We start from the raw sequence: 26,909 nt of genomic DNA, 5'->3' as shown, positions 1-26,909 counted from the left end.
AATGAGTGACAAAGACTCTTTTTTAATCTTCTCAGGTACAAAATCGAGATACCTTGCAGAGAAGATCTGCGCAAGCTTGAATTGCCCATTGGGAAAGTTGGTCATGACTAAATTCTCTGATGGTGAATTTGCAGTATCCTACGAACAATCCATTCGTGGACAGAATGTTTTTCTCGTTCAAAGTACATTCCCCAACTCTGATAACCTGATGGAGCTTTTGCTGATGATTGACGCTGCAAAACGTGCGTCGGCAAGACACATCATTGCCGTAATTCCTTATTTCGGATGGGCAAGACAAGATCGCAAAGACAAACCAAGAGTGAGCATTGGCGCCAAACTTGTTGCCGACTTGTTGAGTTGCGCCGGCATTGACCGCCTCATTACAATGGATCTCCATGCCGATCAAATTCAAGGATTTTTCAACGTTCCTGTGGATCATCTGTATGCATCTGGCGTAATGCTCCCCTATCTGCAAAGTCTGAAGTTAGATCAACTGGTTATTGCTTCTCCAGACGTTGGTGGTTCCAAACGCGCCAATACGTATGCAAAATACCTTGGATGCCCGCTCGTTTTATGCAATAAGACCCGTGCTCGCGCCAATGAAGTGGAAAGCATGCAGATCATTGGTGATGTCAAAGGTAAGAATGTTGTCTTGATTGATGACATGATAGACACCGCAGGCACCATCACCGTGGCAGCCGATGTCATGAAGAATGCCGGTGCCATCAGCGTGAGAGCACTGGCATCACACGCAGTCATGAGTGGTCCGGCTACAGAAAGAGTGCAAGCTTCATCCATTGAAGAGATTGTCTTTACAGACTCCATTCCATACACTCAAAGATGTTCTAAGATTAAACAACTGTCTGTTGCAGACATGTTTGCAGAAACCATCCGCCGTGTAATCAACAATGAGAGTATCTCATCACAATATTTAATTTAAGCCCCTACACCCATGATGAAGCCATCCACATTTATTGCGATCACCCTGATGAGTACCCTCGTGCTCACAGGGTGCCAATCAAAAAAGAAGGACAAACAGCCGGAAGCGCAGCAAATAGCTGTTCAAGACAATACGATTCCTGACATCAAGATGAACGACATCAATGGAAACGAAACTTCTGTCAAAGCCGAAGTGACCAAAAACAAGATTACCATTCTTGACTTTTGGGCAAGTTGGTGTGCACCCTGCGTCCAGGAAGCACCAAGTGTGGTGGCACTCTACAATGACTATCATGCTAAAGGGTTGGGCATCATTGGCATTTCTCTCGATAAGGACGAGGCTTCTTGGAAACAGGCTGTAAACAAGCTGGACATGAAGTGGACACACCTTTCAGACCTCCAGGGATGGGATAACGCTGCTGCCCAACTATTTAACGTCAACTCCATACCACATACGGTTGTGGTGAACGGGCAAGGAACCATTCTCGCCCAAGGACTCAGAGGTGATGACCTGCGCCAATTTATTGCAGATAAGCTGGATTAACCTCTCGATATTGCAATGATAACACCTATGCAGGAGGAAGCCTATACGCTTCCTCCTGTTTCTGTTTTCTTCACTATGGAACATCTTTATCGAATAATCACTCAAACAAAAAACCACAAGCCTTATGGAAATCTATCCATAGAGCCTGTGGCTTTTATCAAGTGAAAAGACAAATGACCTGCATTCATCTTTTCCAAATATCAAAATATATTAGTTCTTAAAGAAGTCTTTCACTGCTTCGTTTGGAACCATTTGCTCATCAAAAACGTAAGCACCCGTCTTTGGGCTCTTTACCATTTTGATTACCTTTGTATATGCTCGACCATCCATCTTTCCTTCATGGAGGGTAGCTACCGCTTTCTTTGCCATTATTAAATCTCCTTATTACTTAATTTCCTTATGAAGAGTCATCTTCTTCAAAATAGGATTGTACTTCTTTAACTCAAGACGCTCAGGAGAATTCTTACGATTCTTCGTCGTTATATAACGACTTGTTCCTGGCTGTCCACTATCCTTCATCTCGGTGCATTCCAAGATTACCTGTACTCTATTACCTTTTGCTTTCTTTGGCATAATGACTATTCTCCTACTACTTTAATGTCTTTCCAATCGCAATAGCCATTAGAAACGGCTTTCTTCAACGCTGCGTCAAGACCGACTTTATTAATGAGACGAAGACCAGCCGCACTGATCTTAAGGCTAATCCAGCAACCTTCTTCTACATAATAGAACTTCTTGCTGAATAGGTTTACGTCAAAGCTGCGCTTTGTACGATGCTTTGAGTGAGACACATTGTTACCAATCTGTGCCTTCTTTCCTGTGATTTGACAAATCTTAGACATTGCTATCTTAAATTATTGTTATCGTTTTGATACTTATTCCAAACAGGGTGCAAAATTACAAATTTTTATCGAAAACCCAAAAGAAATCTTGAAAGAATCCTTTTTATTAAGTTTTTTTGATGTTTTACCGTGTAACAATACTATTTTGCATTACTTTTCCACTTGATTGGAAGGTTGGCGTTCGGGTGCATTTGCCTGAAGATACTCTAAGAAAAGACGCAGTGCTTTGTTGGTTGCGATATTCAAATTAAGATCTCTACCTTGATCTTCCGTCAGCTGAAAGGTCCTGATGTCGTCTTTCGCTCCATATCCTATCCAAATGGTACCAACGGGTACCTCTGGTGTTCCTCCGCCTGGTCCGGCTACACCAGTGATAGAAATCACATAGTCGCAACCCAACGTTTCACAAAGGCCTACCGCCATTTGTCTTGCCACCTCTTCACAGACGGCCGTTTGCGCTTCAATCACTTCACGATCAACACCCAGCAGCTTCTCTTTCACATCATTGTTGTAGGCGATGATACCGCCTTTAAAGTAATTGGAAGCACCTGGAACGGCGATGATGACTTCCGCAATGCGACCGCCCGTACAGCTTTCTGCCGTCCCAAGCGTTTTCTTTGTATCGTACAACAACTGTTGTACCTCACGACTGATAACTTTACTTTCAAATTCCATTTCTATAACTGTTGCCTTCTGTTTTATCCCATTAGTCAGATCTTCGCATGATGGGTCAGCCTACTTATTTAAACGTTACTTTACTGAAAGCCGGCTTATCGATGCTGCAAAAATCTTTGTCAAGATATTTATAATAACCTGTAATGCCAATCATGGCTGCGTTGTCTGTGGTATAACTGAATTTAGGGATATAGATAGTCCATCCATATTTCTCAGCATGTTCACGGAAAGAGTTGCGCAAACCATTATTGGCCGACACTCCACCGGCAACGGCAACATGGTTGATGCCTGTTTCTTTCACGGCCATTCTCAGTTTGTTCATGAGGATATCCACAATGGTAAACTCAAGACTTGCTGCGATGTCATTTTTATGGTTCTCTATGAAATCAGGTTCTTCAGCCACCCATTTGCGTAAGTTATACAAGAATGAGGTCTTCAATCCCGAAAAACTATAATCCATACCAGCGACGTGTGGCTCTGCAAATTTGTAAGCATGAGGATTTCCCTGCCGTGCCAATTTATCGATGATGGGTCCCCCTGGATAACCAAGTCCCATCACCTTCGAGCATTTGTCTATCGCCTCACCGGCGGCATCGTCGATGGTCTGTCCCAACACCTGCATGTCGTTGTAAGCGTTAACCTTCACAATTTGCGAATTACCACCCGACACCAACAAGCAAAGGAATGGCAACGGAGGCAGTTGATGGTTGTCATCGTCCTCTTTGATGAAGTGCGCCATGACATGACCTTGCAGATGATTGACATCTATCAATGGGATTCCCAGCGAGCGAGCGAAACCTTTGGCAAAGCTCACCCCTACGAGCAGAGACCCCATCAGACCTGGCCCACGCGTAAAGGCTACCGCACTTAATTGTTCTTTGGTGATGCCTGCGCGCTTCAACGCCTGATCCACCACGGGCACAACGTTTTGTTGATGAGCGCGTGACGCCAGTTCCGGCACTACCCCACCATAGGCTTCATGTACGGCTTGCGAAGCCGTTACATTGCTCAACAACACATCATTGCGCAGAACAGCTGCTGACGTGTCATCGCAACTGCTCTCTATACCTAATATATATATGTCTTCCTTCATGATTTCTTTCTTTCCTTCAACGGGGTGCAGTCAGCGGCTTCTTCTCGTCATTACTGCACCATCAAAGCTATTTAACTGCGCCATCAAAGCTATTTAGTGTGTCAAAATCTCAACGCCGTGTTCGGTCATCACAAAAGTATGCTCCCACTGTGCACTGGGCAGCTCGTCACCGGTGACAATTTCCCAGCCGTATGGATCTTCTGCATCAATGAAAACTTTCCAGGTACCCATGTTAATCATCGGTTCTATGGTAAACACCATACCCGGTACCAGCAACATGCCGGTGCCTTTGTGACCGAAGTGCATGACATCAGGTTCCTCATGAAATTTTATTCCAACGCCGTGTCCACATAAGTCTCTCACAACCCCATAATGGTATTTTTCGGCATGTTTCTGGATGGCGTGACCTATATCGCCCACAAAGCTATAGGGCTTGGCTGCTTCCGCACCAATCTCCAGGCATTCTTTCGCAACCCGCACCAGCTGTTCTTTCTCTGGAGTTGTCTTGCCGATGATGAACATGCGCGAGGCATCCGCGTAATAGCCGTCCACGATGGTCGTCATGTCAACATTGATGATGTCGCCGTTTTTCAGCACATCCTCTTTTTTAGGGATGCCATGACACACCACCTCATTGATACTGGTACATACGCTCTTAGGGAAGCCTTCATAGTTGAGGCAAGCCGGAACGGCATGGTGGTCTTCGCAATATTTCATGCAGATATCATCAATCTCCTGCGTGTTCATGCCCTCGTGAATCTGTTTGGCCACTTCGTCCAGCACACCCGTATTCACCACGCCTGACTTTCTGATACCTTCTATCTGTTCCGGAGTCTTGACCATTTCGCGGGTGGGAACCAGTTTTCCCTTGCTTTCCCAATACATCACTTGTTTGTCAAGCTCCGTTAAGGGCTGCCCTGACAAGGCATGCCATCTTTTCTTCTTCTTAAAGTTCATCTGCATACTTAAATTTACCAACTCTACAAAAGTACACCAAATTACAGACACCACAAAATTTATTCAACCTTTTTAGATTTGTGTAGATAACATCAAACTAAACAATATCTAAAAGTTTTTGACGGCCCTATCCATTTCTCGCCGGTCTTCTTTTTCCTTCAGCGTCTGCCGTTTGTCGTATTCCTTCTTTCCCTTAGCCAAAGCGATGTCCACCTTGGCTCTTCCATGCGCGTCGATAAACACCAAGGTGGGAACGATGGTATGCCCTGCTACCTTGATGTCGGCTTCCAGCTTTCTGATTTCACGTTTCGTCAGCAACAGCTTGCGGTCACGCTTGGCTTCTGGGTTGGAGTAAGAGCCATAGAAATACGGACTGATGCTCATCCCTTTAATCCATATCTCGCCATGATAAATGTAGCAGAAGGCATCAACCAAAGATGCCTTACCCAGGCGAATAGACTTGATTTCCGTACCCGTCAGCACGATGCCGGCAGTATAAGTATCAATGAAAAAATACTCAAATGACGCTTTTTTGTTCCTAATCTGTATGGGACTCTTTTTTCTTAGTGCGAGTTCTTCTTTATTCATTCTTACACAATCTTTACAAATTGCCCGATGTGTTCATCCACATAACGTGCAATATTTTCTGTCCAACGCTCTTCATTTTCAACGAATTCATCGTCAAAATCGTCAAAGGCTGGATATTTCTCAAACAACGCCATAAACTCATCGTCAGAACAATCTTGTTCCAATTCGGCAGCATATTTACGGTAGAGTTTATGACATTTCCCTATCATCTTAGACAAATCGTGGATGTCCCAGCTTTTCAGTGCCTTGTCAAAAGGATTTCTAAAGATAAAAGGGCCATAGCCGTTATGAATGAGCTGTACGAATCCGCCGTCCATCACTTCCTGATGCAGGATGTGATAAGCCAACAGCGTAATTTGATCCGAGTTTAGTTGTTGCATCGAATCGGCCGTCAGTTCTCCGCCTATCGCATCATAAATCGTATCCACAATCGCCTGAAGAAATACATCCATCCCTTCTTCAGCTGCTTTTTGCAGAACGTTTTCTTCAAGTTTTATTTCAATCATACACTGCAAAGATATGCAATTCGTCTTGATTATCTTCACATTATTAACTATTTTTGAACTGTTTGTACACACATTACCACTTCAACCAGTTCATTTTTGATTTTTGGCCGTGGAAGTTCTTCTCGTTTCACCGGTGACCATGTACCAGTATTCGCATAAGTTAAAATTATTTACGAAACATATTTCATTCCACATTATAATATAAAATAGCACCCAGAGAGCATTGATAGTATAATATTTCTTAATATTCATTGGAATCTCATTAATTTATTTATACCTTTGCCACAACTGAATTAAAAAGAAAGGACTAGAAAAATGAAAAAACTGATCATGTTTTCCATGATGCTGTTTGCTTGTTTTACCATAGTAAACGCACAACAAAAAGCACAAATCAAGTTTGACAAAATCACTCACGACTTTGGCAAATTCAATGAAAGCACGCCTGAGCAGAAGTGCGTTTTTACTTTCACCAACGTGGGTGACGCTCCTCTAATCGTCAATCAGGCCGTGGCAAGCTGTGGCTGTACCGTGCCAGCTTACACCAAGACACCTATCCTACCTGGAAAGAAAGGTGAGATAAAAGTAACGTACAACGGCAAAGGTAGATTCCCTGGACACTTCAAAAAGACCATCACGGTGCGTACCAATGGTGATCCCGAGATGACTCGTCTGTACATTGAGGGTGTCATGGAAGAGGCTAAGAAATAAGCAAAGACTACTTTTATAGTATACATACACATAGAGGAGGGAGTATCAAAACAATGATACCCCCTCTTTTTTGTATCACAATGATTGCTCTGTATAACAAATGAATTCCATGCTCCCGCGAGTAGTCAACATCCGGAACTATCCTATTTGGCAAATTGATGCGGCACAGAAACAAAAAAGAGGTTGGTGCAGGATGCTACCAACCTCGAGGGACGATTTCATAAATCATGAAATCTAAAAACTGTGACAAATATAACGTTTAAGATTGACAATAACAAATTTTATCCCTAAAAAGTGTAATATTTAACAATCAGTCAACAATAAACTGAAAGCAGCTGTCATTTCAACTATTAAGACGTGTTGTCACAAAAAATTAATATATAGAAAAACATCAATGTCAAGTATATTTTGTAATTTTGCTCCTATTAGATAACTTATAAACTAACTTTTAAAACTTATTGAGTATGAACAAAATTCTACGCATTTCAGTATTCATGTTGCTCACGTTAGTAAGCAGTCTAACGTTTGCCAAAGTCATCTTTGATGCAAAAGCTAACAAAATGCAAAAGAAGTCCATTACTAAAGATGGAGTTGTAGTTTCTGTTTGCAAAGGTGAACTAAACAACGGAAAAGAGTATAGAATTCACAAAGGAGATACTATACAGATTTCAGCCAATCGGAACATTAGCACTGTCGTGTTTAACTGTACTAAAGCTGGAAAAACTAATTATGGGTCTGGAAACTTTACGACCACAGATGGAGAGTATTCCTTTGAAGGAAAAATGGGCATTTGGAAAGGTAACACCAAGAACATTTCGCTAAAAGCTCAAACCGGTCAAGTACGTGCCACATCCATCACGGTTTATTTTGAAGGAGAATCTGCAGATATTCCATCTACATCAGGGAATGCCGTTTACAAAAAAGCGACAAAAATTGAAAGTGGTAAAAATTATTTAATCATTGCTAACGTTGATGGAACACTGAAGGCTGCAAAGCCGTTACCGGCATCATTCGCATACGGATACCTAAAAGTCAATGATGTAACTGAAGATAATCATGCTGTCACAGAAAATAGAGAAAACGCTTTTACCATAGAGGCCTCCGGTGCTGGTTACACGATTAAAGCCTCAGATGGCAGATACCTCTACCAAGATGAAAAACACAACAGTTTCCAAATAGGTGCAAAACCAATAGAAGGCCAGATATGGACGATTACGGAAAATATGGATGGAACTTTCAAAATAATCAATACTACTTTCAATAAGTACATCCAATTCTCAACACAATACAATTCTTACGGAAGCTATAAGGATGAGCAAGGTATCATGCCCATGCTTTATGTAGAGGATAAAAGCACCGAACCAACTCCCCCAACCCCAAATCCATTAGAAACAAAAAGCCTAACAGAGTTTATTCAACTGAAAAACAACACGCAAGCTAATCTTAAGCTTACTGATGCAAAAGTGGTATATGTAGATGGCAAAAACATTTATCTACGAGAGGGCAACCAAGCCATCATGCTTTTTAATACCAACCTGTCACTATCACTCAATTCAACGATTAGCGGTGAAATTGCGCTGATGAACAGTCCATTCTATGGAGTTTACGAAGCAAAAGACATTGAAGGAATGACCAATGCAGATAAATTAACCATCACTCCCGCTTCTGACCAAACACTTGACCCCATTACTGTTGAAGTTACTGAGCTGGCAGAATCAAAACACATTGCTCACCTTGTTTCGATTAAAGACGTGAAAATAGTTTCTGAAGTATCAGGAAATTATACAAACTTCTATGCAATAACAGAAACAGGAGATAAAATTCAGCTGCACACTAACAACAAGAGCTCTCGTAAAAACCTCTATGAGGACAAAGCAAACGATGGCAAACAACACCAAATCATCGCCTTATTCAACAACATTTTCAAGGGAGCGCCACAGATTGACCCTGTGCAAATAGACAACACGACAGGCATCAACACTATGAACGCTCAACCGCTTGAGGATAACGCACCAATGTACAACTTGGCTGGCCAACGTGTTGACAAGACTTATAAGGGTGTTGTGATACAAAATGGTAAGAAGTTTATCAAGAGATAAACCATGCGCTGAAACTAGATATCAAACACTTGATTATCCATACAGTAAACGGACGTGTCACCAAATGGACACGTCCGTTGCTTATTTTATCCCCACAAAATCCATCATCACGTTTGTCATTTGGCAAGAAACGCAGCGCATCGCTCGGCACATCGCTCACCATCGATGCCGGCAGAGACGATGCCACCCGCATAGCCGGCACCCTCTCCACAAGGAAAAAGGCCACGCACGCGGACATGTTGCAATGTTTCGCGGTCGCGAAGAATACGCACGGGCGACGAAGTTCGCGTCTCAACGGCTATCACTACGGCCTCATTGGTCAGGAAACCACGGCTCGTCTGCCCGAACTTCTTGAAGCCTTCTTGCAAACGATGGACGATGAATGGCGGCATCCAAAAGTGAAGTGGACTGCTCATTAAGCCGGGAGCATAACTGGATGCCGGCAAGTCGTATGACAATTTGCCATTCACAAAGTCAGCCATTCGCTGCGCCGGAGCTGTTTGTTGCCTATTTCCCTGCAACCAACAGGTATATTCCAATTGTTCCTGCAACTGCATCATCACCAAATCATCATTCAGCTTTTCACCGTCATTGGGCATCAGCATGCCTGCCTGACGAACGTCTTCAGGATGCAATTCCACCACCATGCCCGCATTCGACCACTTCGTTCCGCGGTTACTGGGGCTCATTCCGTTCACCACTATCTGTCTCGGACCCGTGGCTGAGGGGATGACAAAGCCACCCGGACACATGCAGAACGAGTAAACGCCACGTCCCTCCACCTGACTGACAAATGAATATTCGGCCGCAGGAAGATACTTTCCCCGTCCCCGCTTGTCATGATATTGTATCTGATCAATCAACGCCGAAGGATGTTCCAAGCGCACTCCAACCGCCAATCCTTTCGGTTCGATTTCTATTTTGGCACCACTCAAATATCGGTATACGTCACGCGCGCTGTGTCCGGTGGCCAGGATGACCGGTCCTCTGAACGTAACTTCCTGACCCGAAGGCAACCGGACGGCTTCAACACCCAGTACCTCATCCCCCTCAGCAGACAGCAAGAAAGCCGTCATCTTGGTTTCAAAATGCACCTCTCCCCCACTGTTGATGATGGTATTGCGCATGTTTTCAATGACCTTCGGCAACTTGTCCGTACCGATATGCGGATGCGCGTCGGCCAAGATTGAGGTTGAAGCACCATGTTGGCAAAACACATTGAGAATTTTCTCAACCGACCCACGCTTCTTCGAGCGGGTATACAGTTTGCCATCCGAATACGCACCGGCGCCACCTTCACCAAAACAATAGTTGCTTTCAGCGTCCACCTTCTGCGTCTTGGTAATCATGGCGAGGTCTTTCTTGCGCTCCCTGACATTCTTCCCCCGCTCGATAACCACGGGTTTGAAACCCTCTTCAATCAAACGAAGTGCGGCAAAAAGTCCCGCAGGGCCAGCTCCCACCACGATGACGCGCGGCTTTTGGGACACATCCGGATAGACCGTCCTAACGAATTCCTCATCCTGCGGCAGCTCATTGATGTACACTCTCAAACTAAGATTCACATACACCGTTCGCTGCCGAGCGTCAACAGATCGTTTCAACACCCGCACATGCTTCACCGTTCGGGCATCCATTCCCTTTTCCTTGGCCAGATATTCAATGATGGATTGCTCGGAATGAGCATGCTGAGGAAGCAATCTGATTTGAAATTCTTTGATCATGAATGAAGAAATTTTATATATTTTCGACAAAAAAGGATGTCACAAAACACCTTATCTCTTTGCAAAATAAGTATTTTTTTTCCAGCTACCCAAGCATTTTTTAGATTAAAAACCAACTCTTTTGAATCTTCATGACCATCAAAGGGAAATCAACGTTGCATAATAAGCCATTCAAAGTTTTTTCGTATATTTGCAAACATCACATTGACTTCGCAGCATAATGAGGCATGAAACACAAGGCGTTCACCATCGTTGTAGGCTGGATAACGCCCACGTTTCTGTTCGTCATGCTGAGAAGCGAAATTAACTAATCATCAAAACCACTTTTGTCGGGTGGCATAAAACATTAAAAAACAGTAAAATGAAAGTATTAAAATTCGGCGGAACATCCGTGGGTTCCGTCAAGAGCATCCGCTCTTTGAAGAGAATCGTAGAACAAACTGCCAAGCAGCAACCGGTGGTTGTGGTGGTTAGTGCCTTAGGAGGCATCACCGACCAGTTGCTTGCAACCGCCCAACAGGCCTTGCAAGGTGATGACAAATGGAAACAACAGTTCGACGAGATGGTAGACAGGCACCACAAACTCATCGACACCATCATCACCGACAATGCGCGGAGAGAAGAGTTGTTCAATACCGTTGACGCCCTGTTTGAACAACTACGATCCATCTATTTCGGCGTTTATCTCATTCATGATTTAAGTCGAAAGACGCAAGATGCCATCGTGAGCTATGGCGAACGATTGAGTTCGAAAATCGTCGCCACGTTCATCAAAGGCGCAAAATGGTACGATGCCCGCGAATTTATCAAGACCGAGCGCAAGCATGACAAGCACACACTGGACAGCCAACTCACCTACAAACTGGTTAAACACACGTTTGCCACTCTCCCCCGCATCTCCCTCGTGCCGGGTTTCATCAGTCAAGACAAGAATACCAACGAAATCACCAACCTCGGACGAGGTGGGTCAGACTACACGGCATCCATCATCGCAGCAGCTCTGAATGCGGAGATACTGGAGATATGGACTGATGTCGACGGATTCATGACGGCCGATCCGAAGGTCATCAAGACCGCTTACACCATCAACGAGTTGAGCTACATCGAGGCTATGGAGCTGTGTAACTTCGGAGCAAAAGTGGTTTATCCACCAACCATCTACCCCGTGTGCGTCAAGAATATCCCCATCAAGGTGAAAAACACCTTCAACCCAGACGGTGACGGCACCATCATCAAAGCCCAAACAGCCAACGACGGCAAGCCCATCAAGGGTATATCCAGCATCAAGGGCACGGCGCTCATCAATGTGAGCGGGCTCTCCATGGTGGGCGTGATTGGTGTAAACCGGCGCATCTTCACGGCCCTGGCCGACAAGGGCATCTCCGTGTTCCTTGTCAGTCAGGCTTCTTCCGAAAATTCAACCAGCATTGGCATACAGGAAAAGGATGCCGAAGAAGCTGTCAAGGTACTCAACGAAGAGTTTTCCAAGGAAATTCAGACAGGTGCCATGTTCTCCATGAAAGCACAGAAAGGCTTGGCTACCATCGCCATCGTAGGCGAAAACATGAGACACCTGCCGGGAATAGCTGCCAAACTCTTTGAAACGCTCGGCCGATCGGGCATCAGTGTGATTGCCTTCGCACAGGGATCCAGCGAAACCAACATATCGGTGGTCATCGAGGCGGCGTACCTTCGCAAGGCGCTGAACGTGCTGCACGACTCGTTTTTCCTGTCAGAATACAAGGTACTGAACCTGTTTGTCTGCGGAATAGGTACCGTGGGCGGCAAGCTCATCGAACAGATTCGGACTCAATACGAAGAGCTGAAACGCCATTCGCAGCTCAAACTCAACGTCGTAGGCATCGCTTCGTCAAAACATGCCATTTACAATCGCGACGGCATTGACCTGAACAATTACAGGGAATCGCTGAAAGAATCTGACCTCAGCTCGCCCTCTGCCCTGTGCGACCATATCCTCAACATGAACATTTTCAACTCCGTGTTCGTCGATTGCACCGCCAGTGAAGAGATTGCCGCACTCTATCAAACCTTTCTCGAGCATAACATCAGCGTGGTGGCAGCCAACAAAATAGCCGCATCCTCACCCTACAACGAATACTTGACACTGAAACAAACGGCCGTGATGCGGGGCGTAAAGTTCAGATACGAAACCAACGTCGGTGCCGGATTGCCCATCATCGGCACCATCAACGACCTGCGCAACTCGGGAGACAAAATCTTGAAGATTGAAGCCGTGCTGAGTGGAACGCTCAATTTTATCTTCAACGAACTCTCCGCCGACGTTTCGTTCTCTGAAACCGTGCGCCGCGCACAGGTTGAAGGCTACAGCGAGCCCGACCCGCGCATCGACTTGAGCGGCAAGGACGTCATCCGAAAACTGGTGATCCTGACGCGAGAGGCTGGCTACAAGGCGGAACAGAAAGACGTGGAGAAGCATCTTTTTGTGCCAGCCGACTATTTTGAAGGCAGTCTGGACGACTTCTGGAAACGCTTACCTCTCTTGGATGCCGACTTCGATGCCCGCCGAAAGCGTCTGGAAGAACAAGGCCAGAGATGGCGCTTCGTGGCATCCATGGAGCATGGACACATGCAAGTGGCTCTGCAGACCGTTGACCGGCAGCATCCGTTCTACAACCTTGAGGGCAGTAACAACATCGTACTGCTCACTACCGAGCGTTACAAAGACTACCCCATGCAGATACAAGGCTATGGAGCCGGAGCCGATGTGACAGCCGCAGGCGTGTTCGCCAACATCATGTCCATCGCCAACATTTAGGTTGAGCCATAGCGGCAGGCTTGCGCAAGCTGTCGCGAGAGCCACGACCCTCACCGCACACTCATGCTGAAAGGTGAATGGCGAATCGTGAATGACAAGCCTACGCCTTTTTCATACCAGCGCAGTCGTAGGGACACACAAATCGCACATCCCTACGATTGCGCTGAAATATTTCCGCTACATTTGTCTGTTATTTTCATCAATAAAGGCCTCTAAAATGGCCCTTCATAACTTCAATTCTGGAAAAAATTAATAGGCAAGGAAGGAGCAAACAAGCAATGATTTTTGATGATAAAACGATTTTGTAGGCAAAAACGCTTCATTTTTTCCACAAGAACCATACTTTTACGCAGCAATTACCATGTAATACCTCGCCAAAGGCATACATATTACACGCTTATAGCATAGCTTTTGGCTTCAAAGAACATTGAAAGATAGAGCAAAACTTTTACAGAAAACCACAATATATTGATTATCTTTTACTTGCGATAATTGTTCATGTTTGGCGTATTTGAGAGCAAGTGCAAAGTTGTTTGTAAATATGCCAAGCATTGAAGCGACCTTTGTCAAGAAAATTCGGTCAATAGTCAAATATTCAATCAGACTTATCGGTTGTGAAACGAAATAATTCTTTTGGCCGTAATCCTTAAAATGAAATAAATCCTTTATCGGACAAAAACATTAGAATATAGACTGTTTTACCGGGTGTATCAAAGTATCTCACCCACTAAAACAGTCTATTTTTACTTTTTAGGTATAACCCTCTACACGTCGTACCGAGCATTCAATCATTCTAAATTATGTGATAGCCCCTGTCATCGGATGATGATTTTCCGGGAAGTGCCATCAGCATATCTTACAATGGTGATGCCTGGCATGGGCGCATTCAATTTCCTTCCGTCAATACTGTAATATCCTACAACCTGTGCATCGCTGGCTTTTACATTGTTTACACCGGTAGTATCTCCGAAGATATGATTCAATTCTATGGCATCGCCTGTCAGCATCACATCAGAAGTTTCTGTTTCACGGCCTTCCGACATGAAGAGAGCTTGATAATTCAACTGGCTCTTGATGACCACCAGTTGATAATGTCCTTGGGCATCAGTTAAAGCGGAATACTCCACGTCGCCACTCTTCAACATGACGGTGGCACCAGAAACGGCATTTCCTTCCTTGTCAGTGACGCGTCCACTGACGGTTACGGTCTTAGCCTCAGCTCCTACCCTGAGGATTGGCAACTTGTAGGCGTGAATGTCTACTTTATCAAGATCCACCGTACCGCTGCGTGCGATACAGCGTCCATCAGCATTTTGAACGTCAAAGTAAACACGCGCTGCTTCTTCTATGGCACGATGTCCCACGCGAACCCTTAGGTTTCCTCCCGTATAGACAAATGGCTTTGCCAAAGTAATTACCAGTACGTCATCCTGCATAGCCATCGTTCCAACCTTGCGAACGGGTATCATTCCATCGTACACTTGTGTCATCTCTTGTGTCGAAGTAAACGCATAAGGCTCGCTTATCTGGTCAGCCTCTGTATTCTGCACCCAGACGGAAAGGTTGGCATTGAGTTCAGTACTGGGATTGTATCCCCTATAGATAAGTTGTTTAATCTCAGCGCCTGGTGCCAATCCCAACTCATCTGCCAAATAGATACACTCACTTTCGCTATAATAGTCGTAAAATCTGGCTGGCGCCAGCTCGTACGACCAGATACGTTCGCCGGTCTTATTGACTTGATATGTACTTTCCGGGGCTATCGTCACCGAAACGGTGTCTGACACGACAACCACGTCGCCTCTGGTAAATTTCCAATAGGCCTTATAGGTGCCAGCCTGATGAGGCGTAAATTTGCCAGAAACAGAACGTTCCCAAAGTGCTTCAAGGTCGGCAGGCTCAGCAGAAAGCACCAAACGATCGTCAAGATAGAATCCAAATTGATAGTCATTTGCCAGCTCCTTGACTTTCATGATGTTCGTCAATATGGCGTTGACCTCCATGCTCGTATTAACTGTTCCAGTTGACGGAATGTTGACGTGGTTTATATAAACATCGTGTTCCGATCCAATGAGATGGTAGCCCAGGATATTGTCCAAGTGTGTGGCACCCGACTCGAACGCAATATACCAGCGACCAGCGGGTATGTTGTCAACCGTAAAGCGGGTGAACGCATAGTTGTTATACAGAAAGCTCTTTGACAGGACAGAGTCGCTCATCTGATCGTGGGTAAATCGGGCAACCTGCCGCCATGTCTTTCGGTCGGCCGAATAGTAAATGTTCATGAAAGAAGCACTGTTTTGCTTAGCCAACTCAAACGTCAAGCTCTCGCCATCCTTGACCTCTACAAGCGGGCTGATGAGTTTGACAGGCTCTTGTTTATTGACCTCCATGCTGGACTGATTGTTGATGCGGTAGACCAATGTTGGGTAATTACTAACATACCATCCCTGTTCCACTTGGAAACCTACTGGCTTTGAATCACTCTCAAAATCAACAAACCACTGACTCTCAGGAACCGAATAGCCATTGAGATTGAGAACAATATCCACACCATTCTCTCCCCTAACAGTCAGATGCCCGTATTTCTCGCCTTTTTGATCGGGCATCAGCGACACCGTGAGTTTCACACTGTCGTGTGGGGCAATCTCTATCGGCCCCCGCAATGAAGAAGCGAACCCAGTCGTGGCCGTAATTTCTGTCAGCTTCTGCGTCACCGCACCATCGTTTCTCAAGAAAAAACTAACATCAACCTGTTCGCGCGACATGCCATAATCTATGCGGTATCCTGTACGTAAAGGTGTCCTGCCATAAGCGCCAGTGAGCGAAAACCGTGGCGCATAGTCGTTTGGCGCAATCTCTGGGAGTGGAACACTGGTCTTGGTGATATTCTCTTGTATATTCAAGAACAGCTTTGTGGCTTGGATTTGGCGCTTGTTGATCACCGTTTTCACAGATATTGGGCTTGACGTTTCACCTGGCTGTAGGGTCTGGGCTATATTCACTGTGGAATAGACAGTGTTCATGACTTGGCGAGTCAAGGACAGCGAATAGCCTTCGGAACCAAGCTTCAGCGTACGGTCACCCACATTTTGGACAACTACCTGATAGGCCAGTTCTAAGTTTCCATCCGCATCATAATCAGTATACTCGCTGCCTGCCCACTTTGCCGATACCACTTTCAGTGCACTCACCATATCCACTTCGGCGCTTTCAGCTCGGAAATGATCAATTTTGACATACCACCCACGAATCCCGATGCGGGTTCCTTTGGGCAATGATGGCAGCTCTACAAGCTGATATTCGCTGCCATTAAGCTGATAGACCGTTGGTTTAATCTCATCACCTGCCTTCAGCACTCCATCTTTCTCAGTAACGTAATAGAACTTGACACCAGCGTCATCACTCCAGGTTCTTGTAATTTTAGCATATAGACTAACCTTACCCGATACGGCGGGAGTGACCAACATGTCCTGCAGAATATGCTCTGAATTATCATCAAAATTGATCATCTTCTGGCTGCCTATCTCCAAACATGCTGAATTATCAACCCCACCATCTGCCTGCCAGGTGTATCGTGTGTAACCATCGTCATAAGAATCGACGATGTGTCCCCATCCAGTTCCAACCTTGAAATCGTGTTGGTCAGTATTAATCGCCACACTGAAGTCAATTACATAAGGAGAGACGGTCTCTGCCATGGCTGTCTGTACCTTTAAAAAAGAAAGAAGAACAGCAGCTAGCAAGTATAAATTTCTCATTTTCACAGCTTAAATATTAAAAAAAAACATTATTTTGCAAAGATACATATTGTTTTGAAATTACCAAAGGTTTAATTTGAATAAATGAAATGCTCTAGGTTTACAATTAATTTTGCACTTATTGGTTAGTAAGATAAAAAAACTTTTATCTAATTTTCTTGAATTAATCTGCAAGAATTCATTATATTTGCATGCAGATAACTTTAAACCTAAACACTCAAATGGTCTACGTCGAAGTATCAGAATCTAATAGACTCACCAGCTTCTACCTGGCGATGGAAGAATATATTGCACGACATGTCGACAGTACGGAAGATTGTTTCTTCATGTGGCAAGTGCCGCCAACGGTGATGTTCGGACGTAACCAACTTATCGATAATGAAGTAAACACCGAGTATTGCCTGGAAAAAGGCATCCATCTCATCAGACGAAAAAGCGGAGGTGGCTGCATCTACGTTGACGAGGGCTGCATTCTGTTCTCCTGCATTACGTACGACGACCAGGTGAACATGGTATTCTGCCAATACATCAAACGCGTGGTAGACATGCTTCAGACCATGGGGGTTGATGCCCACTCAGGTGGACGAAACGACATTCTCATTGGCGATAAAAAGGTGTCTGGCAACGCATTCTACCATATACCGGGGCGAAGCATCGTTCATGGCACTATGCTCTACGACACCAATATACAAAACATGGTGGCCAGCATAACGCCCAGCCAAGAAAAACTCATCAGCAAAGGGGTGCAGAGCATCCGCCAGCACATCGCTCTGCTCAAAGATCACACCACGCTTTCACTCGAAGAGGTAAAACGCTTTGCACGCCAACATCTGTGTTCGTCGGCAATCACCCTGACAGCCGAAGACGTGAAGGGTATCGAAGAGATTGAGCAAGACTACCTGTCGGACGATTTTACATACGGCAACAATCCCCGTTACTCCATCGTTCACAAAAAACGGATTGAAGACGTTGGCGAATTGGAGGTGCGACTTGAACTGAAAAACAATGTCATCAAAGAGGCCAACATCATGGGCGACTACTTCCTGACGGGCGATCTGGACAACGACATTCTTAAGAAGCTGCGCCATGTTCCATACAACGCGCAAGCTATTGCGAACGCCCTGCCCGACCGTTTAGACGACATCATCAGAAACCTGAAGAAGCAACAGTTGGTTGATTTGATATTGGCTGAATGAAAACCGCCTTGCAACCCTCCTGACTTGACACCAATAACAAGCTGCTTAAAAATGAAAACAAAATACGAAAAATCTACACTTAAACATCAAAAACATGGAAAATAAAAAAACTTGTTTGTATGACAAACACGTGGCATTGGGTGCGCAGATGCAACCCTTTGCAGGATTTGAGATGCCCATTCTGTACTCGTCCATCATCGAAGAACATCAGGCGGTACGCCAACACTGTGGCGTTTTTGACGTATCACACATGGGCGAGGCTTACATAACAGGCGCAGATGCCGAACGATACGTCAACCACATCTTCACCAACGATGTGGCAGGTGCGCCCATCAATCAGGTATTTTACGGCATGATGCTCTACCCCGACGGTGGAACGGTGGACGACCTGTTGGTTTACAAGATGGGTGAAAACGAGTTTTTCCCCGTCTTCAACGCTGCCAACATCGATAAGGATGTGGCCTGGATGCGCGAAAACGCCGAGGGTTTTGATGTAACCATTGACCACTGCTCTGACTATTATGGACAGCTGGCCGTGCAAGGACCCGAGGCTGAAGCCGTGATGAAAGAGGTGTTGCACCTGGATTGCAAGGATCTGCAGTTTTATACAGCGAAGACAGTAGACGTTGATGGCGAGAATGTCATCATCAGTCGTACGGGCTACACGGGCGAGGACGGATTTGAAATCTACGGCTCTCACGCGTACATTATTAATACATGGGATGCCTTGATGGCAAGCAAGCGGTGCGTTCCCTGTGGTCTTGGCTGTCGCGACACCCTGCGCTTCGAAGTGGGATTGCCGCTTTACGGCAACGAACTTTCTGCTGAGATTTCGCCTGTTATGGCTGGTTTGAGCATGTTCTGCAAACTGGATAAAGAAGAATTCATCGGAAAAGAGGCCATTATGAAGCAGAAAGAAGAAGGCGTCAAGCAAAGAGTAATCGGTCTGGAGCTGCAAGACAAAGCCATCCCTCGTCATGGCTATGCCGTTCTAAGGGATGGAAAGCAGGTCGGAGTGATAACCACTGGCTACCATGCCATCAGCGTGGATAAGAGTGTGGCCTTCGCTCTGGTGAACAAGGAAGATGCGAAATTAGGTACTGAACTGGAAATCCAGATTCGCAAAAAGACATTTAAGTGTGTGGTCGTAAAGAAGAGATTCTACGACAAACATTATAAGAAAGACTAACATGGCTGTGGATTTCTCCCAACGGTGTTTTCCATCAACAGGACAAGTCCGAAGAGTATGGAAGCCTGTCACCGTTTCCCAAATAGCTTTTTTCAACGATGAGGGAATGAACGGAGAACACAGTTAAGCAACTATCAAGTATAACATTAATTAATATAACATATTATGGCAAAAGTGATTGAAGGACTCTATTACAGTGAGTCACATGAGTTTGTAAAAGTAGAAGGCAACATCGCCAGCATCGGCATTACCGATTATGCACAACAGGCATTGGGTAACATTGTTTATGTAGACCTACCCGAAGTTGATGACGAGATAGAAGCAGGCGATGATTTCGGTGCTGTTGAGAGCGTCAAGGCCGCCAGTGACCTCAGCACTCCCGTGAGTGGAAAGGTAGTTGAGGTGAATGAGGCTTTGGAAGACACACCAGAGATGATTAACCAAGATTCTTTCGGTGCATGGATTATCAAGGTAGAACTGTCGGATACCAGCGAGCTGGACAACCTGATGGATGCCAAGAAATACGAAGAATTCTGTAACAAATAAATACGATGACTTACAAGTTTTTTCCACATACGGAAGAGGATGTAGCTCAGATGTTGGAGAAGATTGGCGTCAAGTCGCTCGATGATCTTTATCAAGAGATTCCGGAAGAAGTGCGGTTCAAGGGAGAATACAAGCTGCCGGAAGCAAAGAGCGAACTTGAGATTCGTCAGTTCTTCAATGAGCTTGGGGCCAAGAACAAGCAACTGACCTGCTTTGCCGGCGCCGGCGTTTACGATAAGTACTTCCCTTCGGCAATCCCTTATCTGGTAGAACGTTCTGAATTTCTGACCAGTTACACACCTTATCAAGCCGAGATTTCACAAGGCACTCTGCATTACATCTTTGAGTTTCAAAGTATGATGACCGAACTCACCGGTATGGAAGTGTCTAATGCTTCCATGTACGATGGTGCTACAGCCACAGCCGAGGCTGTCTTGATGGCTAAGGCCAATAACAAGAAAGCCAACAGAGTGTTAATTTCAGAGACGGTGGATCCCAAAATCCTGGCCGTTGTCAAGACTTATGCTCACTATCAGAACATAGAAATTGACCTAATTCCGCAGAAAGAGGGTATCACCGACCAACAACAACTGCAACAGAAGCTGTCAGAAGGCGGCGTGGCAGGCGTGGTGGTTCAGTATCCCAACTACTATGGCATCGTAGAAGATTACACTGGCGTGGCCGACCTGTGTCATGAGCAGAAAGCATTGTTCATCATGAACAGCAATCCGGCAGACCTCGCTTTGTTGAAGACGCCTGCTGAATTGGGTGCTGACATCGCCGTTGGCGAAGGTCAATCATTGGGCATCCCGATGAGTTGGGGTGGCCCCTATGTGGGATACATGTGCTGTACCACGAAAATGATGCGCAAGATGCCAGGACGAATCGTCGGCAAGACCGTCGATGAGGATGGCAAACGCGTGTTTGTTTTGACCCTTCAGGCCCGCGAACAACACATCAGAAGAGAGAAAGCCACATCGAACATCTGTTCTAATCAGTCGCTCATGGCACTTTGGGTAACCATTTACCTGTCACTGATGGGCAAGGAAGGCCTGAAAGAAGTAGCCCAACTGTCGTACGACGGCGCTCACTATCTGTGCGAACAACTGGTGAAGACAGGCCATTTCTCATTGGCTTTCGACAAGCCTTTCTTCAATGAATTCTGCGTACGGTATGATGGTGACATCAAACAACTGCAACAACGACTGATAGACAACGGCATCTTCGGAGGCGTGCAGGTTGGCGACGACCTGCTCATGCTGGCTGTTACCGAGAAGAGAACCAAGGATGAAATAGACAAACTAATAGAACTTGTATCATGAATCATAAACTATATAGCAATCTGATATTTGAGTTATCGCATCCGGGACGACGTGGGTACAGTCTGCCTAAGAATCAGTTTGGCCACCATGAAATACCCGCCGAACTGAAAAGGACAACCGATGCCGAGCTTCCGGAGTGTGATGAGATGACCGTGGTGCGCCATTACACCAATCACAGTGGAAACAATTTCGGCGTTGACAATGGTTTTTATCCTTTGGGATCGTGTACGATGAAATACAATCCACCCATCAACGAGGAGATTGCCGCACACCCTGCCTTCGCTAATCTGCATCCCCTTCAACCGGCTGAGACGGTGAAAGGTGCCGAGGAAGTGTATGAAAACCTGCAACAGTCATTATCTGAGCTGACGGGTCTGTCACGCTTCACCCTGAATCCTTGTGCCGGTGCACATGGTGAGTTGACCGGATTGATGATCATCAAGGCCTATCATGAGAGTCGTAACGACGATCAGAGAACCAAGGTCATCGTACCCGACTCTGCTCATGGCACCAACCCTGCTTCGGCTGCCGTATGCGGATTGAATGTGGTAGAGGTGAAGAGTACACCCGATGGACTGGTAGATGTTGAGCACCTCAAGACCCTTTTGGGTGACGATATCGCCGGCATGATGATGACAAATCCCAACACACTCGGACTATTCGAGGTGCATATCCCCGAGATTACCAAACTCATCCACGATTGTGGTGGTTTGATGTATTACGACGGAGCCAACCTCAATCCGCTCTTGGGCGAATGTAGACCAGGCGACATGGGCTTCGATGTGATGCACATCAACCTGCACAAAACCTTCTCTACGCCCCATGGTGGAGGTGGACCAGGGTCGGGGCCAGTAGGTGTTTGCGAGAAATTGGTGGAATTTTTACCCACCAACAACTGCAAGGCGAAAGGCCATACTGGGTCATCCATCACCATACATCCTTATCATGGACATTTTGCAACCTACCTGAGAGCCTATACTTACATTCTCTCTCTGGGCAAGGAAAACGTGAAGAAGGTAGGTCCATACGCGACGCTGAATGCCAACTACATCATGAATAGCTTGAAAGATGTGTACGAACTGCCTATAGACAAGGTTTGCAAACACGAGTTTGTTTTCGATGGATTGAAAGATAAGAGTACGGGAGTCACCACGATGGACGTTGCCAAACGCCTGTTAGATTACGGTTTCCACGCTCCCACCATCTATTTCCCACTGCTTTTCCACGAAGCAATGATGATAGAGCCAACCGAAAGCGAAAGCAAAGACACCATTGACGGTTTCATTGAAGTGATGCGCAAGATAGCAGAGGAAGCGAAAACCAACCCTGATATCGTTAAAGGCGCACCACACGAAACACCCGTCAAGCGTGTGAATGATGTGGAAGCGGCTAAACATCCGATACTCACCTATCAACAGCTCATCCATGACAACAACTGATCTCATCATCATCGGCAGTGGTCCCGGAGGTTACCGGGCTGCCGGTTATGCCGCCAAGAATGGCCTCCAAGTTCTGATTTTTGAAGAACTGGAGGTCGGTGGCACATGCCTCAACAGTGGTTGCATACCGACAAAATGTTTGGCGCACGATGCTTCGAAAGAGACCATACCAGCGTTTGAGTTGGTGATGGAACGCAAGCAACAGACCATTCAACAGCTGAGAGAGGGCGTGCAGACTCTACTTTCACAGCCCAACATCACACTGGTGCGGGGAAAAGCCGTTTTCAAGGACAGCCATACGGTGGTTGCCAACGGTGAAGAATACCAGGCAAAGCACATCATCATCGCCACTGGATCACACGCAAAGATGCCACCCATCGAGGGATTGGTGTATCAACAGGGAGGAGAATCGAATGTTGTAACATCGACAGAACTGTTGAACATCGACCATGTTCCTGAGAAGCTATGCATCGTTGGTGCCGGGGTTATCGGGATGGAATTTGCTTCTGCATTCGCCAGTTTCGGCAGTAAGGTAACCGTCGTGGAGTTCATGAAAGAATGTTTGCCAACCATTGACAGCGACATTGCCAAGCGTTTGCGCAAGTGCATGGAGAAGAAAGGCATTGAATTCTACCTGCAAGCTGGCGTGAAGTGCATTCACGAAGGTAAAGTGACCTTTGAACGGAAAGGCAAAGAACAGACCGTAGAGGCCGATACCATCCTCATTGCAACAGGTCGTGCGGCCAACATGGATTCACTAAATCTGGACGCCATGGGCATTTCCTACGACAAAAAAGGCATTTTGGTCGATGATAACATGGAAACTTCCATCAACGGTATTTATGCCATCGGCGACACAAACGGCCGCCAGATGCTTGCCCATGCTGCAACTTTCCAAAGCTTCAGAGCCGTGAACCACATCCTTGGCAAGAGCGACAACATTCGTTTCGACATCATGCCTGCTGCCGTGTTCACCCATCCGGAGGCTGCTTCAGTGGGCAAGACCGAAGACGCATGTAAGGCCGAAGAACTAAATTATACGGTTCGAAAAGGCTACTACCGTGCCAATGGCCGCGCCCTGTCGATGGAAGAACCAGAAGGTATGGCGAAACTGATTGTTGACGAACAGAACAAAATCATTGGTTGTCACATCTACGGTGCCCATGCCGCTGAATTGGTGCAAGAGATTTCGGCACTGATGAACATAGACATCACGATTGACCGACTGAAGGACATCATCCACACCCACCCCACTTTGGGTGAGATTTTACAGGACATGGCCATCGGATAGGAAGGATGCGGCTGTCTTAAAGGGCTCATCACTTCAACAATAGGAGGAGTAAGACAAAATTGGAGTTATTGCGTGCATTCCGTGCACCATGGAGCTTGAGCTAGGGTTGATATTCAACCAAAGCGCAAGGTCCAAATACTTCAATTTGTCTTACTCCTTTATTTTTAACTATACTTTGGCACATTATTTGCATTAATGTTGTTGGAAAAATTATTAACATATCATTATATGCAAAAAGGAAACATTGGGGTTACAACAGAAAACATTTTCCCCGTCATTAAAAAATTTCTGTATTCAGATCACGAAATATTCTTACGCGAACTCGTCAGCAATGCCGTAGACGCCACACAGAAGCTCAAGACGCTGGCCAAACAAGGCGACTTCAAGGGCGAAGAGGGCGACCTGACCGTTCGTGTCAAGCTCGACAAAGAGCAAGGAACGCTGACTATCAGCGACCGAGGCATTGGCATGAACGCTGAGGAGATAGACAAATACATCAACCAGATTGCCTTCTCGGGCGTGAACGACTTCATGGAGAAGTACAAAGAGAACGCCAATGCCATCATTGGACACTTCGGACTGGGCTTCTACTCTGCGTTCATGGTCAGCAAGAAAGTGGAAATCATCACGAAAAGCTATCGCGAAGGCGAGCAAGCCGTGAAGTGGAGCTGCGACGGAAGTCCGGATTTTACCATTGAGAACGTTGAGAAGGCCGACCGAGGCAGCGACATCGTGCTCTACATTGATGACGACTGCAAGGAGTTTCTTGAGAAGTCACGCATCGAAAGCTTGCTGAACAAGTACTGTAAGTTCCTTCCCGTACCCATCGCCTTTGGCAAAAAGACCAAATGGGAAGATGGAAAACAGGTGGAAACAGAGGAAGACAATCTCATCAACGACACCGAACCGCTTTGGACAAAGAAACCGTCTACGCTGAAAGATGAAGATTATAAGAAATTTTACCAAGAGCTCTACCCCATGCAGGACGAGCCGTTGTTCTGGATACACCTCAACGTTGACTACCCGTTCAACCTCACCGGCATTCTCTACTTCCCACGAGTAAAGTCGAACATCGAGTTGCAGCCGAACAAAATACAACTCTACAGCAATCAGGTATATGTCACCGATCAGGTAGAAGGCATCGTTCCGCAATTTCTCACGCTGCTCCATGGCGTCATCGACTCGCCGGACATCCCGCTGAACGTGAGCCGAAGCTACCTGCAAAGTGATGCGAACGTGAAAAAGATTTCCACCTACATCACCAAGAAAGTGGCCGACCGCTTGCAGGCTATCTTCAAGGAAAACCGCAAAGACTATGAGGAAAAATGGAATGACCTCAAAATCTTCATCAACTACGGAATGCTCACACAAGAAGATTTCTATGAGCGTGCGAAAGACTTCGCATTGTTCAAAGATGTTGATGGGAAGTTCTTCACATACGATGAGTACAAGACCTTGATTAAGGATGAGCAAACGGATAAGGACGGACAACTGATCTATCTTTATGCCACCGACAAGGATGAGCAGTACTCATTCATCGAGTCTGCCAAGGCTAAGGGGTATAATGTATTGCTGTTCGACGGACAACTGGATGTGGCTACCGTATCCATGTATGAACAAAAGTTTGAGAAATGCCGATTCACACGTGTGGATGGCGACATTATCGACCGTCTGATAGTGAAGGAGGATGCCAAACAAAACAAACTGTCGAGCGAGGAAAGCGACAATCTGTCACAAGTATTCAAGTCGCAAATGCCAAAGATGGCCCAGGTTGAGTTCAACATAGAAGTGCAGCCTTTGGGTGAAACAGCATCTCCGTTGGTCATCACACAGAGCGAGTACATGCGCCGTATGAAGGACATGAGCAAGTTCCAGGCTGGCATGGCTTTCTATGGTAGCATGCCCGACATGTACACCTTGGTGCTGAACAGCGACCATCGACTCATCCAGGACGTTCTTGCTAAGAGCAACAAGGCGACCGAAGCAGAGCTGAAACCTATACTCAGTGAGATAAAAGGTCAGGAAGCTCGCTTGGCCGCACTGCACCAGAGCCAAGACAAGAAGAAGCCGGAAGAGGTAACGCAAGAAGAGAAAGACGACTTGCAGAACACTGAAAAAGCCCTCAAGGAGCAGAAAGAGAAGAAGACGGCTGTCATCGCCAAGGCTGCCAAGGACAACCAAGTGGTGCATCAGCTCATCGACCTTGCCCTGTTACAGAATGGCATGCTCAAGGGAGCATCACTCGATGCCTTCCTCAAACGAAGTGTTGATTTGATTAAATAGACGGTCATCAATACGAAAGATGCAATATTTTTAAGCTCAAACTAAATAAGACGCCACCCTCTATGGGTGGCATTTTTATTTGTACAAGCAAGCCGATAAAAAGTGAAGCCAATCACCATCCGCCCCATCAGCTGACATTTTGCACCTATTTTCACGAAAGTTCTAAAAAAATCAGAAAAAGATTTGGCGGTTACATAAAAACCTTTTAACTTTGCACTCGCAATCACAAAAAGAGAATTGCATAACGGCTCCCTAGCTCAACTGAATAGAGCATCTGACTACGGATCAGAAGGTTGTGGGTTTGAATCCCGCGGGAGTCACACAGAAGGATGGTCTTGCAGGCCATCCTTTTTTCATTTTTCCAACTTTAAGTCAAAGTGCTTAGAAATTAAACTGATTTTAGGAAAAAC

At 45.8% G+C, this 26,909-nt stretch carries 22 protein-coding genes and 1 tRNA gene; 13 read left to right on the top strand and 10 right to left on the bottom strand.

Annotated elements, in window-relative coordinates:
- Position 1 precedes the first annotated feature (1 nt).
- Both HMPREF1254_RS09220 and HMPREF1254_RS09215 read left to right on the top strand, forming a co-directional pair.
- Positions 2–940, top strand: coding sequence for a ribose-phosphate pyrophosphokinase (locus tag HMPREF1254_RS09220; RefSeq protein ID WP_004349775.1), 939 nt, complete (start codon positions 2–4; stop codon positions 938–940).
- 12 nt (positions 941–952) lie between these two features.
- Positions 953–1,483, top strand: coding sequence for a TlpA disulfide reductase family protein (locus HMPREF1254_RS09215; protein WP_231385844.1), 531 nt, complete (start codon positions 953–955; stop codon positions 1,481–1,483).
- A gap of 210 nt (positions 1,484–1,693) precedes the next feature.
- Here HMPREF1254_RS09215 and HMPREF1254_RS11830 read toward each other — a convergent pair whose 3' ends face one another.
- From HMPREF1254_RS11830 to HMPREF1254_RS09180, 8 genes are all read right to left on the bottom strand, one after another.
- Entirely contained in the window at positions 1,694–1,852 is a 159-nt protein-coding gene (locus HMPREF1254_RS11830) for a DUF4295 domain-containing protein (RefSeq protein ID WP_004349773.1), read from the bottom strand.
- 15 nt (positions 1,853–1,867) lie between these two features.
- On the bottom strand, positions 1,868–2,056 hold the full coding sequence (rpmG, locus tag HMPREF1254_RS09210) for a 50S ribosomal protein L33 (protein ID WP_004349772.1): 189 nt from the start codon (positions 2,054–2,056) through the stop codon (positions 1,868–1,870).
- 5 nt (positions 2,057–2,061) lie between these two features.
- Positions 2,062–2,325 (bottom strand): 50S ribosomal protein L28, encoded by a 264-nt coding sequence (rpmB, locus tag HMPREF1254_RS09205; RefSeq protein ID WP_004349771.1) that lies wholly within the window; start codon positions 2,323–2,325, stop codon positions 2,062–2,064.
- A gap of 150 nt (positions 2,326–2,475) precedes the next feature.
- Positions 2,476–3,000 carry a CinA family protein gene (locus HMPREF1254_RS09200; RefSeq protein ID WP_023058415.1) on the bottom strand — a complete coding sequence of 175 codons (525 nt, stop codon included), beginning with the start codon at positions 2,998–3,000 and terminating at the stop codon, positions 2,476–2,478.
- Between the two features lie 64 nt (positions 3,001–3,064).
- Positions 3,065–4,093: a tRNA (adenosine(37)-N6)-threonylcarbamoyltransferase complex transferase subunit TsaD gene (gene tsaD / locus HMPREF1254_RS09195; RefSeq protein ID WP_023058426.1), complete on the bottom strand. Its 1,029-nt coding sequence runs from the start codon at positions 4,091–4,093 to the stop codon at positions 3,065–3,067.
- 93 nt (positions 4,094–4,186) lie between these two features.
- On the bottom strand, positions 4,187–5,050 hold the full coding sequence (gene map, locus HMPREF1254_RS09190) for a type I methionyl aminopeptidase (protein ID WP_036878895.1): 864 nt from the start codon (positions 5,048–5,050) through the stop codon (positions 4,187–4,189).
- A gap of 108 nt (positions 5,051–5,158) precedes the next feature.
- Positions 5,159–5,638 (bottom strand): SsrA-binding protein SmpB, encoded by a 480-nt coding sequence (smpB, locus tag HMPREF1254_RS09185; RefSeq protein WP_023058473.1) that lies wholly within the window; start codon positions 5,636–5,638, stop codon positions 5,159–5,161.
- Positions 5,639–5,640: 2 nt separating this feature from the next.
- Positions 5,641–6,144: a DMP19 family protein gene (locus HMPREF1254_RS09180; protein WP_023058450.1), complete on the bottom strand. Its 504-nt coding sequence runs from the start codon at positions 6,142–6,144 to the stop codon at positions 5,641–5,643.
- A 315-nt stretch (positions 6,145–6,459) separates the two neighbouring features.
- Between HMPREF1254_RS09180 and HMPREF1254_RS09175 the strand changes: the two genes are divergently transcribed.
- Positions 6,460–6,852 (top strand): DUF1573 domain-containing protein, encoded by a 393-nt coding sequence (locus HMPREF1254_RS09175; protein ID WP_023058382.1) that lies wholly within the window; start codon positions 6,460–6,462, stop codon positions 6,850–6,852.
- Between the two features lie 464 nt (positions 6,853–7,316).
- On the top strand, positions 7,317–8,951 hold the full coding sequence (locus HMPREF1254_RS09170) for an RICIN domain-containing protein (protein ID WP_023058444.1): 1,635 nt from the start codon (positions 7,317–7,319) through the stop codon (positions 8,949–8,951).
- 116 nt (positions 8,952–9,067) lie between these two features.
- Here the strand turns inward: HMPREF1254_RS09170 and HMPREF1254_RS09165 are convergent, their stop codons facing one another.
- A complete protein-coding gene (locus tag HMPREF1254_RS09165; RefSeq protein ID WP_023058499.1) occupies positions 9,068–10,675 on the bottom strand; it encodes an NAD(P)/FAD-dependent oxidoreductase in 1,608 nt (535 codons plus the stop codon).
- 361 nt (positions 10,676–11,036) lie between these two features.
- Here HMPREF1254_RS09165 and thrA point away from each other — a divergent pair, with 361 nt between their 5' ends.
- Positions 11,037–13,472 carry a bifunctional aspartate kinase/homoserine dehydrogenase I gene (thrA, locus tag HMPREF1254_RS09160; protein ID WP_023058471.1) on the top strand — a complete coding sequence of 812 codons (2,436 nt, stop codon included), beginning with the start codon at positions 11,037–11,039 and terminating at the stop codon, positions 13,470–13,472.
- Between the two features lie 815 nt (positions 13,473–14,287).
- On the opposite strand, the gene HMPREF1254_RS09155 is transcribed toward thrA, so the two are convergent.
- Entirely contained in the window at positions 14,288–17,173 is a 2,886-nt protein-coding gene (locus tag HMPREF1254_RS09155) for a carboxypeptidase-like regulatory domain-containing protein (protein WP_023058461.1), read from the bottom strand.
- 281 nt (positions 17,174–17,454) lie between these two features.
- On the opposite strand from HMPREF1254_RS09155, the gene HMPREF1254_RS09150 reads away from it, so the two are divergent.
- From HMPREF1254_RS09150 to HMPREF1254_RS09115, 8 genes are all read left to right on the top strand, one after another.
- Positions 17,455–18,429 carry a lipoate--protein ligase gene (locus HMPREF1254_RS09150; protein ID WP_023058381.1) on the top strand — a complete coding sequence of 325 codons (975 nt, stop codon included), beginning with the start codon at positions 17,455–17,457 and terminating at the stop codon, positions 18,427–18,429.
- A 94-nt stretch (positions 18,430–18,523) separates the two neighbouring features.
- On the top strand, positions 18,524–19,618 hold the full coding sequence (gene gcvT / locus HMPREF1254_RS09145; RefSeq protein WP_023058427.1) for a glycine cleavage system aminomethyltransferase GcvT: 1,095 nt from the start codon (positions 18,524–18,526) through the stop codon (positions 19,616–19,618).
- A gap of 165 nt (positions 19,619–19,783) precedes the next feature.
- Positions 19,784–20,164 (top strand): glycine cleavage system protein GcvH, encoded by a 381-nt coding sequence (gene gcvH / locus HMPREF1254_RS09140; RefSeq protein WP_023058395.1) that lies wholly within the window; start codon positions 19,784–19,786, stop codon positions 20,162–20,164.
- 5 nt (positions 20,165–20,169) lie between these two features.
- Positions 20,170–21,486, top strand: coding sequence for an aminomethyl-transferring glycine dehydrogenase subunit GcvPA (gcvPA, locus tag HMPREF1254_RS09135; RefSeq protein ID WP_023058417.1), 1,317 nt, complete (start codon positions 20,170–20,172; stop codon positions 21,484–21,486).
- Positions 21,483–22,925 (top strand): aminomethyl-transferring glycine dehydrogenase subunit GcvPB, encoded by a 1,443-nt coding sequence (gene gcvPB, locus HMPREF1254_RS09130; RefSeq protein WP_023058428.1) that lies wholly within the window; start codon positions 21,483–21,485, stop codon positions 22,923–22,925. The genes gcvPA and gcvPB overlap by 4 nt, the downstream gene beginning before the upstream one ends.
- Complete coding sequence (gene lpdA, locus HMPREF1254_RS09125; RefSeq protein ID WP_023058505.1) at positions 22,912–24,216, top strand: dihydrolipoyl dehydrogenase; 1,305 nt, start codon at positions 22,912–22,914, stop codon at positions 24,214–24,216. The genes gcvPB and lpdA overlap by 14 nt, the downstream gene beginning before the upstream one ends.
- Before the next feature lie 228 nt (positions 24,217–24,444).
- Positions 24,445–26,499 carry a molecular chaperone HtpG gene (gene htpG, locus HMPREF1254_RS09120; RefSeq protein ID WP_023058453.1) on the top strand — a complete coding sequence of 685 codons (2,055 nt, stop codon included), beginning with the start codon at positions 24,445–24,447 and terminating at the stop codon, positions 26,497–26,499.
- 246 nt (positions 26,500–26,745) lie between these two features.
- Positions 26,746–26,819 (top strand) — tRNA-Arg (locus tag HMPREF1254_RS09115).
- Positions 26,820–26,909 lie beyond the last annotated feature (90 nt).

The organism is Prevotella sp. BV3P1, assembly GCF_000479005.1.
Taxonomy (GTDB): domain Bacteria; phylum Bacteroidota; class Bacteroidia; order Bacteroidales; family Bacteroidaceae; genus Prevotella.
This window is presented reverse-complemented; position numbering and strand designations above follow the sequence as displayed.

What these genes read in the sequence shown, in the direction of transcription:
- HMPREF1254_RS11830 (WP_004349773.1), bottom strand. Translation starts at nt 1,852, where the DNA reads ATGGCAAAGAAAGCGGTAGCTACCCTCCATGAAGGAAAGATGGATGGT.
- HMPREF1254_RS09175 (WP_023058382.1), top strand. Translation starts at nt 6,460, where the DNA reads ATGAAAAAACTGATCATGTTTTCCATGATGCTGTTTGCTTGTTTTACC.
- gcvH (WP_023058395.1), top strand. Translation starts at nt 19,784, where the DNA reads ATGGCAAAAGTGATTGAAGGACTCTATTACAGTGAGTCACATGAGTTT.
- htpG (WP_023058453.1), top strand. Translation starts at nt 24,445, where the DNA reads ATGCAAAAAGGAAACATTGGGGTTACAACAGAAAACATTTTCCCCGTC.
- HMPREF1254_RS09200 (WP_023058415.1), bottom strand. Translation starts at nt 3,000, where the DNA reads ATGGAATTTGAAAGTAAAGTTATCAGTCGTGAGGTACAACAGTTGTTG.
- gcvPA (WP_023058417.1), top strand. Translation starts at nt 20,170, where the DNA reads ATGACTTACAAGTTTTTTCCACATACGGAAGAGGATGTAGCTCAGATG.
- rpmG (WP_004349772.1), bottom strand. Translation starts at nt 2,056, where the DNA reads ATGCCAAAGAAAGCAAAAGGTAATAGAGTACAGGTAATCTTGGAATGC.
- smpB (WP_023058473.1), bottom strand. Translation starts at nt 5,638, where the DNA reads ATGAATAAAGAAGAACTCGCACTAAGAAAAAAGAGTCCCATACAGATT.
- HMPREF1254_RS09155 (WP_023058461.1), bottom strand. Translation starts at nt 17,173, where the DNA reads ATGGCAGAGACCGTCTCTCCTTATGTAATTGACTTCAGTGTGGCGATT.
- thrA (WP_023058471.1), top strand. Translation starts at nt 11,037, where the DNA reads ATGAAAGTATTAAAATTCGGCGGAACATCCGTGGGTTCCGTCAAGAGC.
- gcvPB (WP_023058428.1), top strand. Translation starts at nt 21,483, where the DNA reads ATGAATCATAAACTATATAGCAATCTGATATTTGAGTTATCGCATCCG.
- rpmB (WP_004349771.1), bottom strand. Translation starts at nt 2,325, where the DNA reads ATGTCTAAGATTTGTCAAATCACAGGAAAGAAGGCACAGATTGGTAAC.
- HMPREF1254_RS09180 (WP_023058450.1), bottom strand. Translation starts at nt 6,144, where the DNA reads ATGATTGAAATAAAACTTGAAGAAAACGTTCTGCAAAAAGCAGCTGAA.
- tsaD (WP_023058426.1), bottom strand. Translation starts at nt 4,093, where the DNA reads ATGAAGGAAGACATATATATATTAGGTATAGAGAGCAGTTGCGATGAC.
- map (WP_036878895.1), bottom strand. Translation starts at nt 5,050, where the DNA reads ATGAACTTTAAGAAGAAGAAAAGATGGCATGCCTTGTCAGGGCAGCCC.
- HMPREF1254_RS09170 (WP_023058444.1), top strand. Translation starts at nt 7,317, where the DNA reads ATGAACAAAATTCTACGCATTTCAGTATTCATGTTGCTCACGTTAGTA.
- HMPREF1254_RS09165 (WP_023058499.1), bottom strand. Translation starts at nt 10,675, where the DNA reads ATGATCAAAGAATTTCAAATCAGATTGCTTCCTCAGCATGCTCATTCC.
- HMPREF1254_RS09215 (WP_231385844.1), top strand. Translation starts at nt 953, where the DNA reads ATGATGAAGCCATCCACATTTATTGCGATCACCCTGATGAGTACCCTC.
- HMPREF1254_RS09220 (WP_004349775.1), top strand. Translation starts at nt 2, where the DNA reads ATGAGTGACAAAGACTCTTTTTTAATCTTCTCAGGTACAAAATCGAGA.
- HMPREF1254_RS09150 (WP_023058381.1), top strand. Translation starts at nt 17,455, where the DNA reads ATGGTCTACGTCGAAGTATCAGAATCTAATAGACTCACCAGCTTCTAC.
- lpdA (WP_023058505.1), top strand. Translation starts at nt 22,912, where the DNA reads ATGACAACAACTGATCTCATCATCATCGGCAGTGGTCCCGGAGGTTAC.
- gcvT (WP_023058427.1), top strand. Translation starts at nt 18,524, where the DNA reads ATGGAAAATAAAAAAACTTGTTTGTATGACAAACACGTGGCATTGGGT.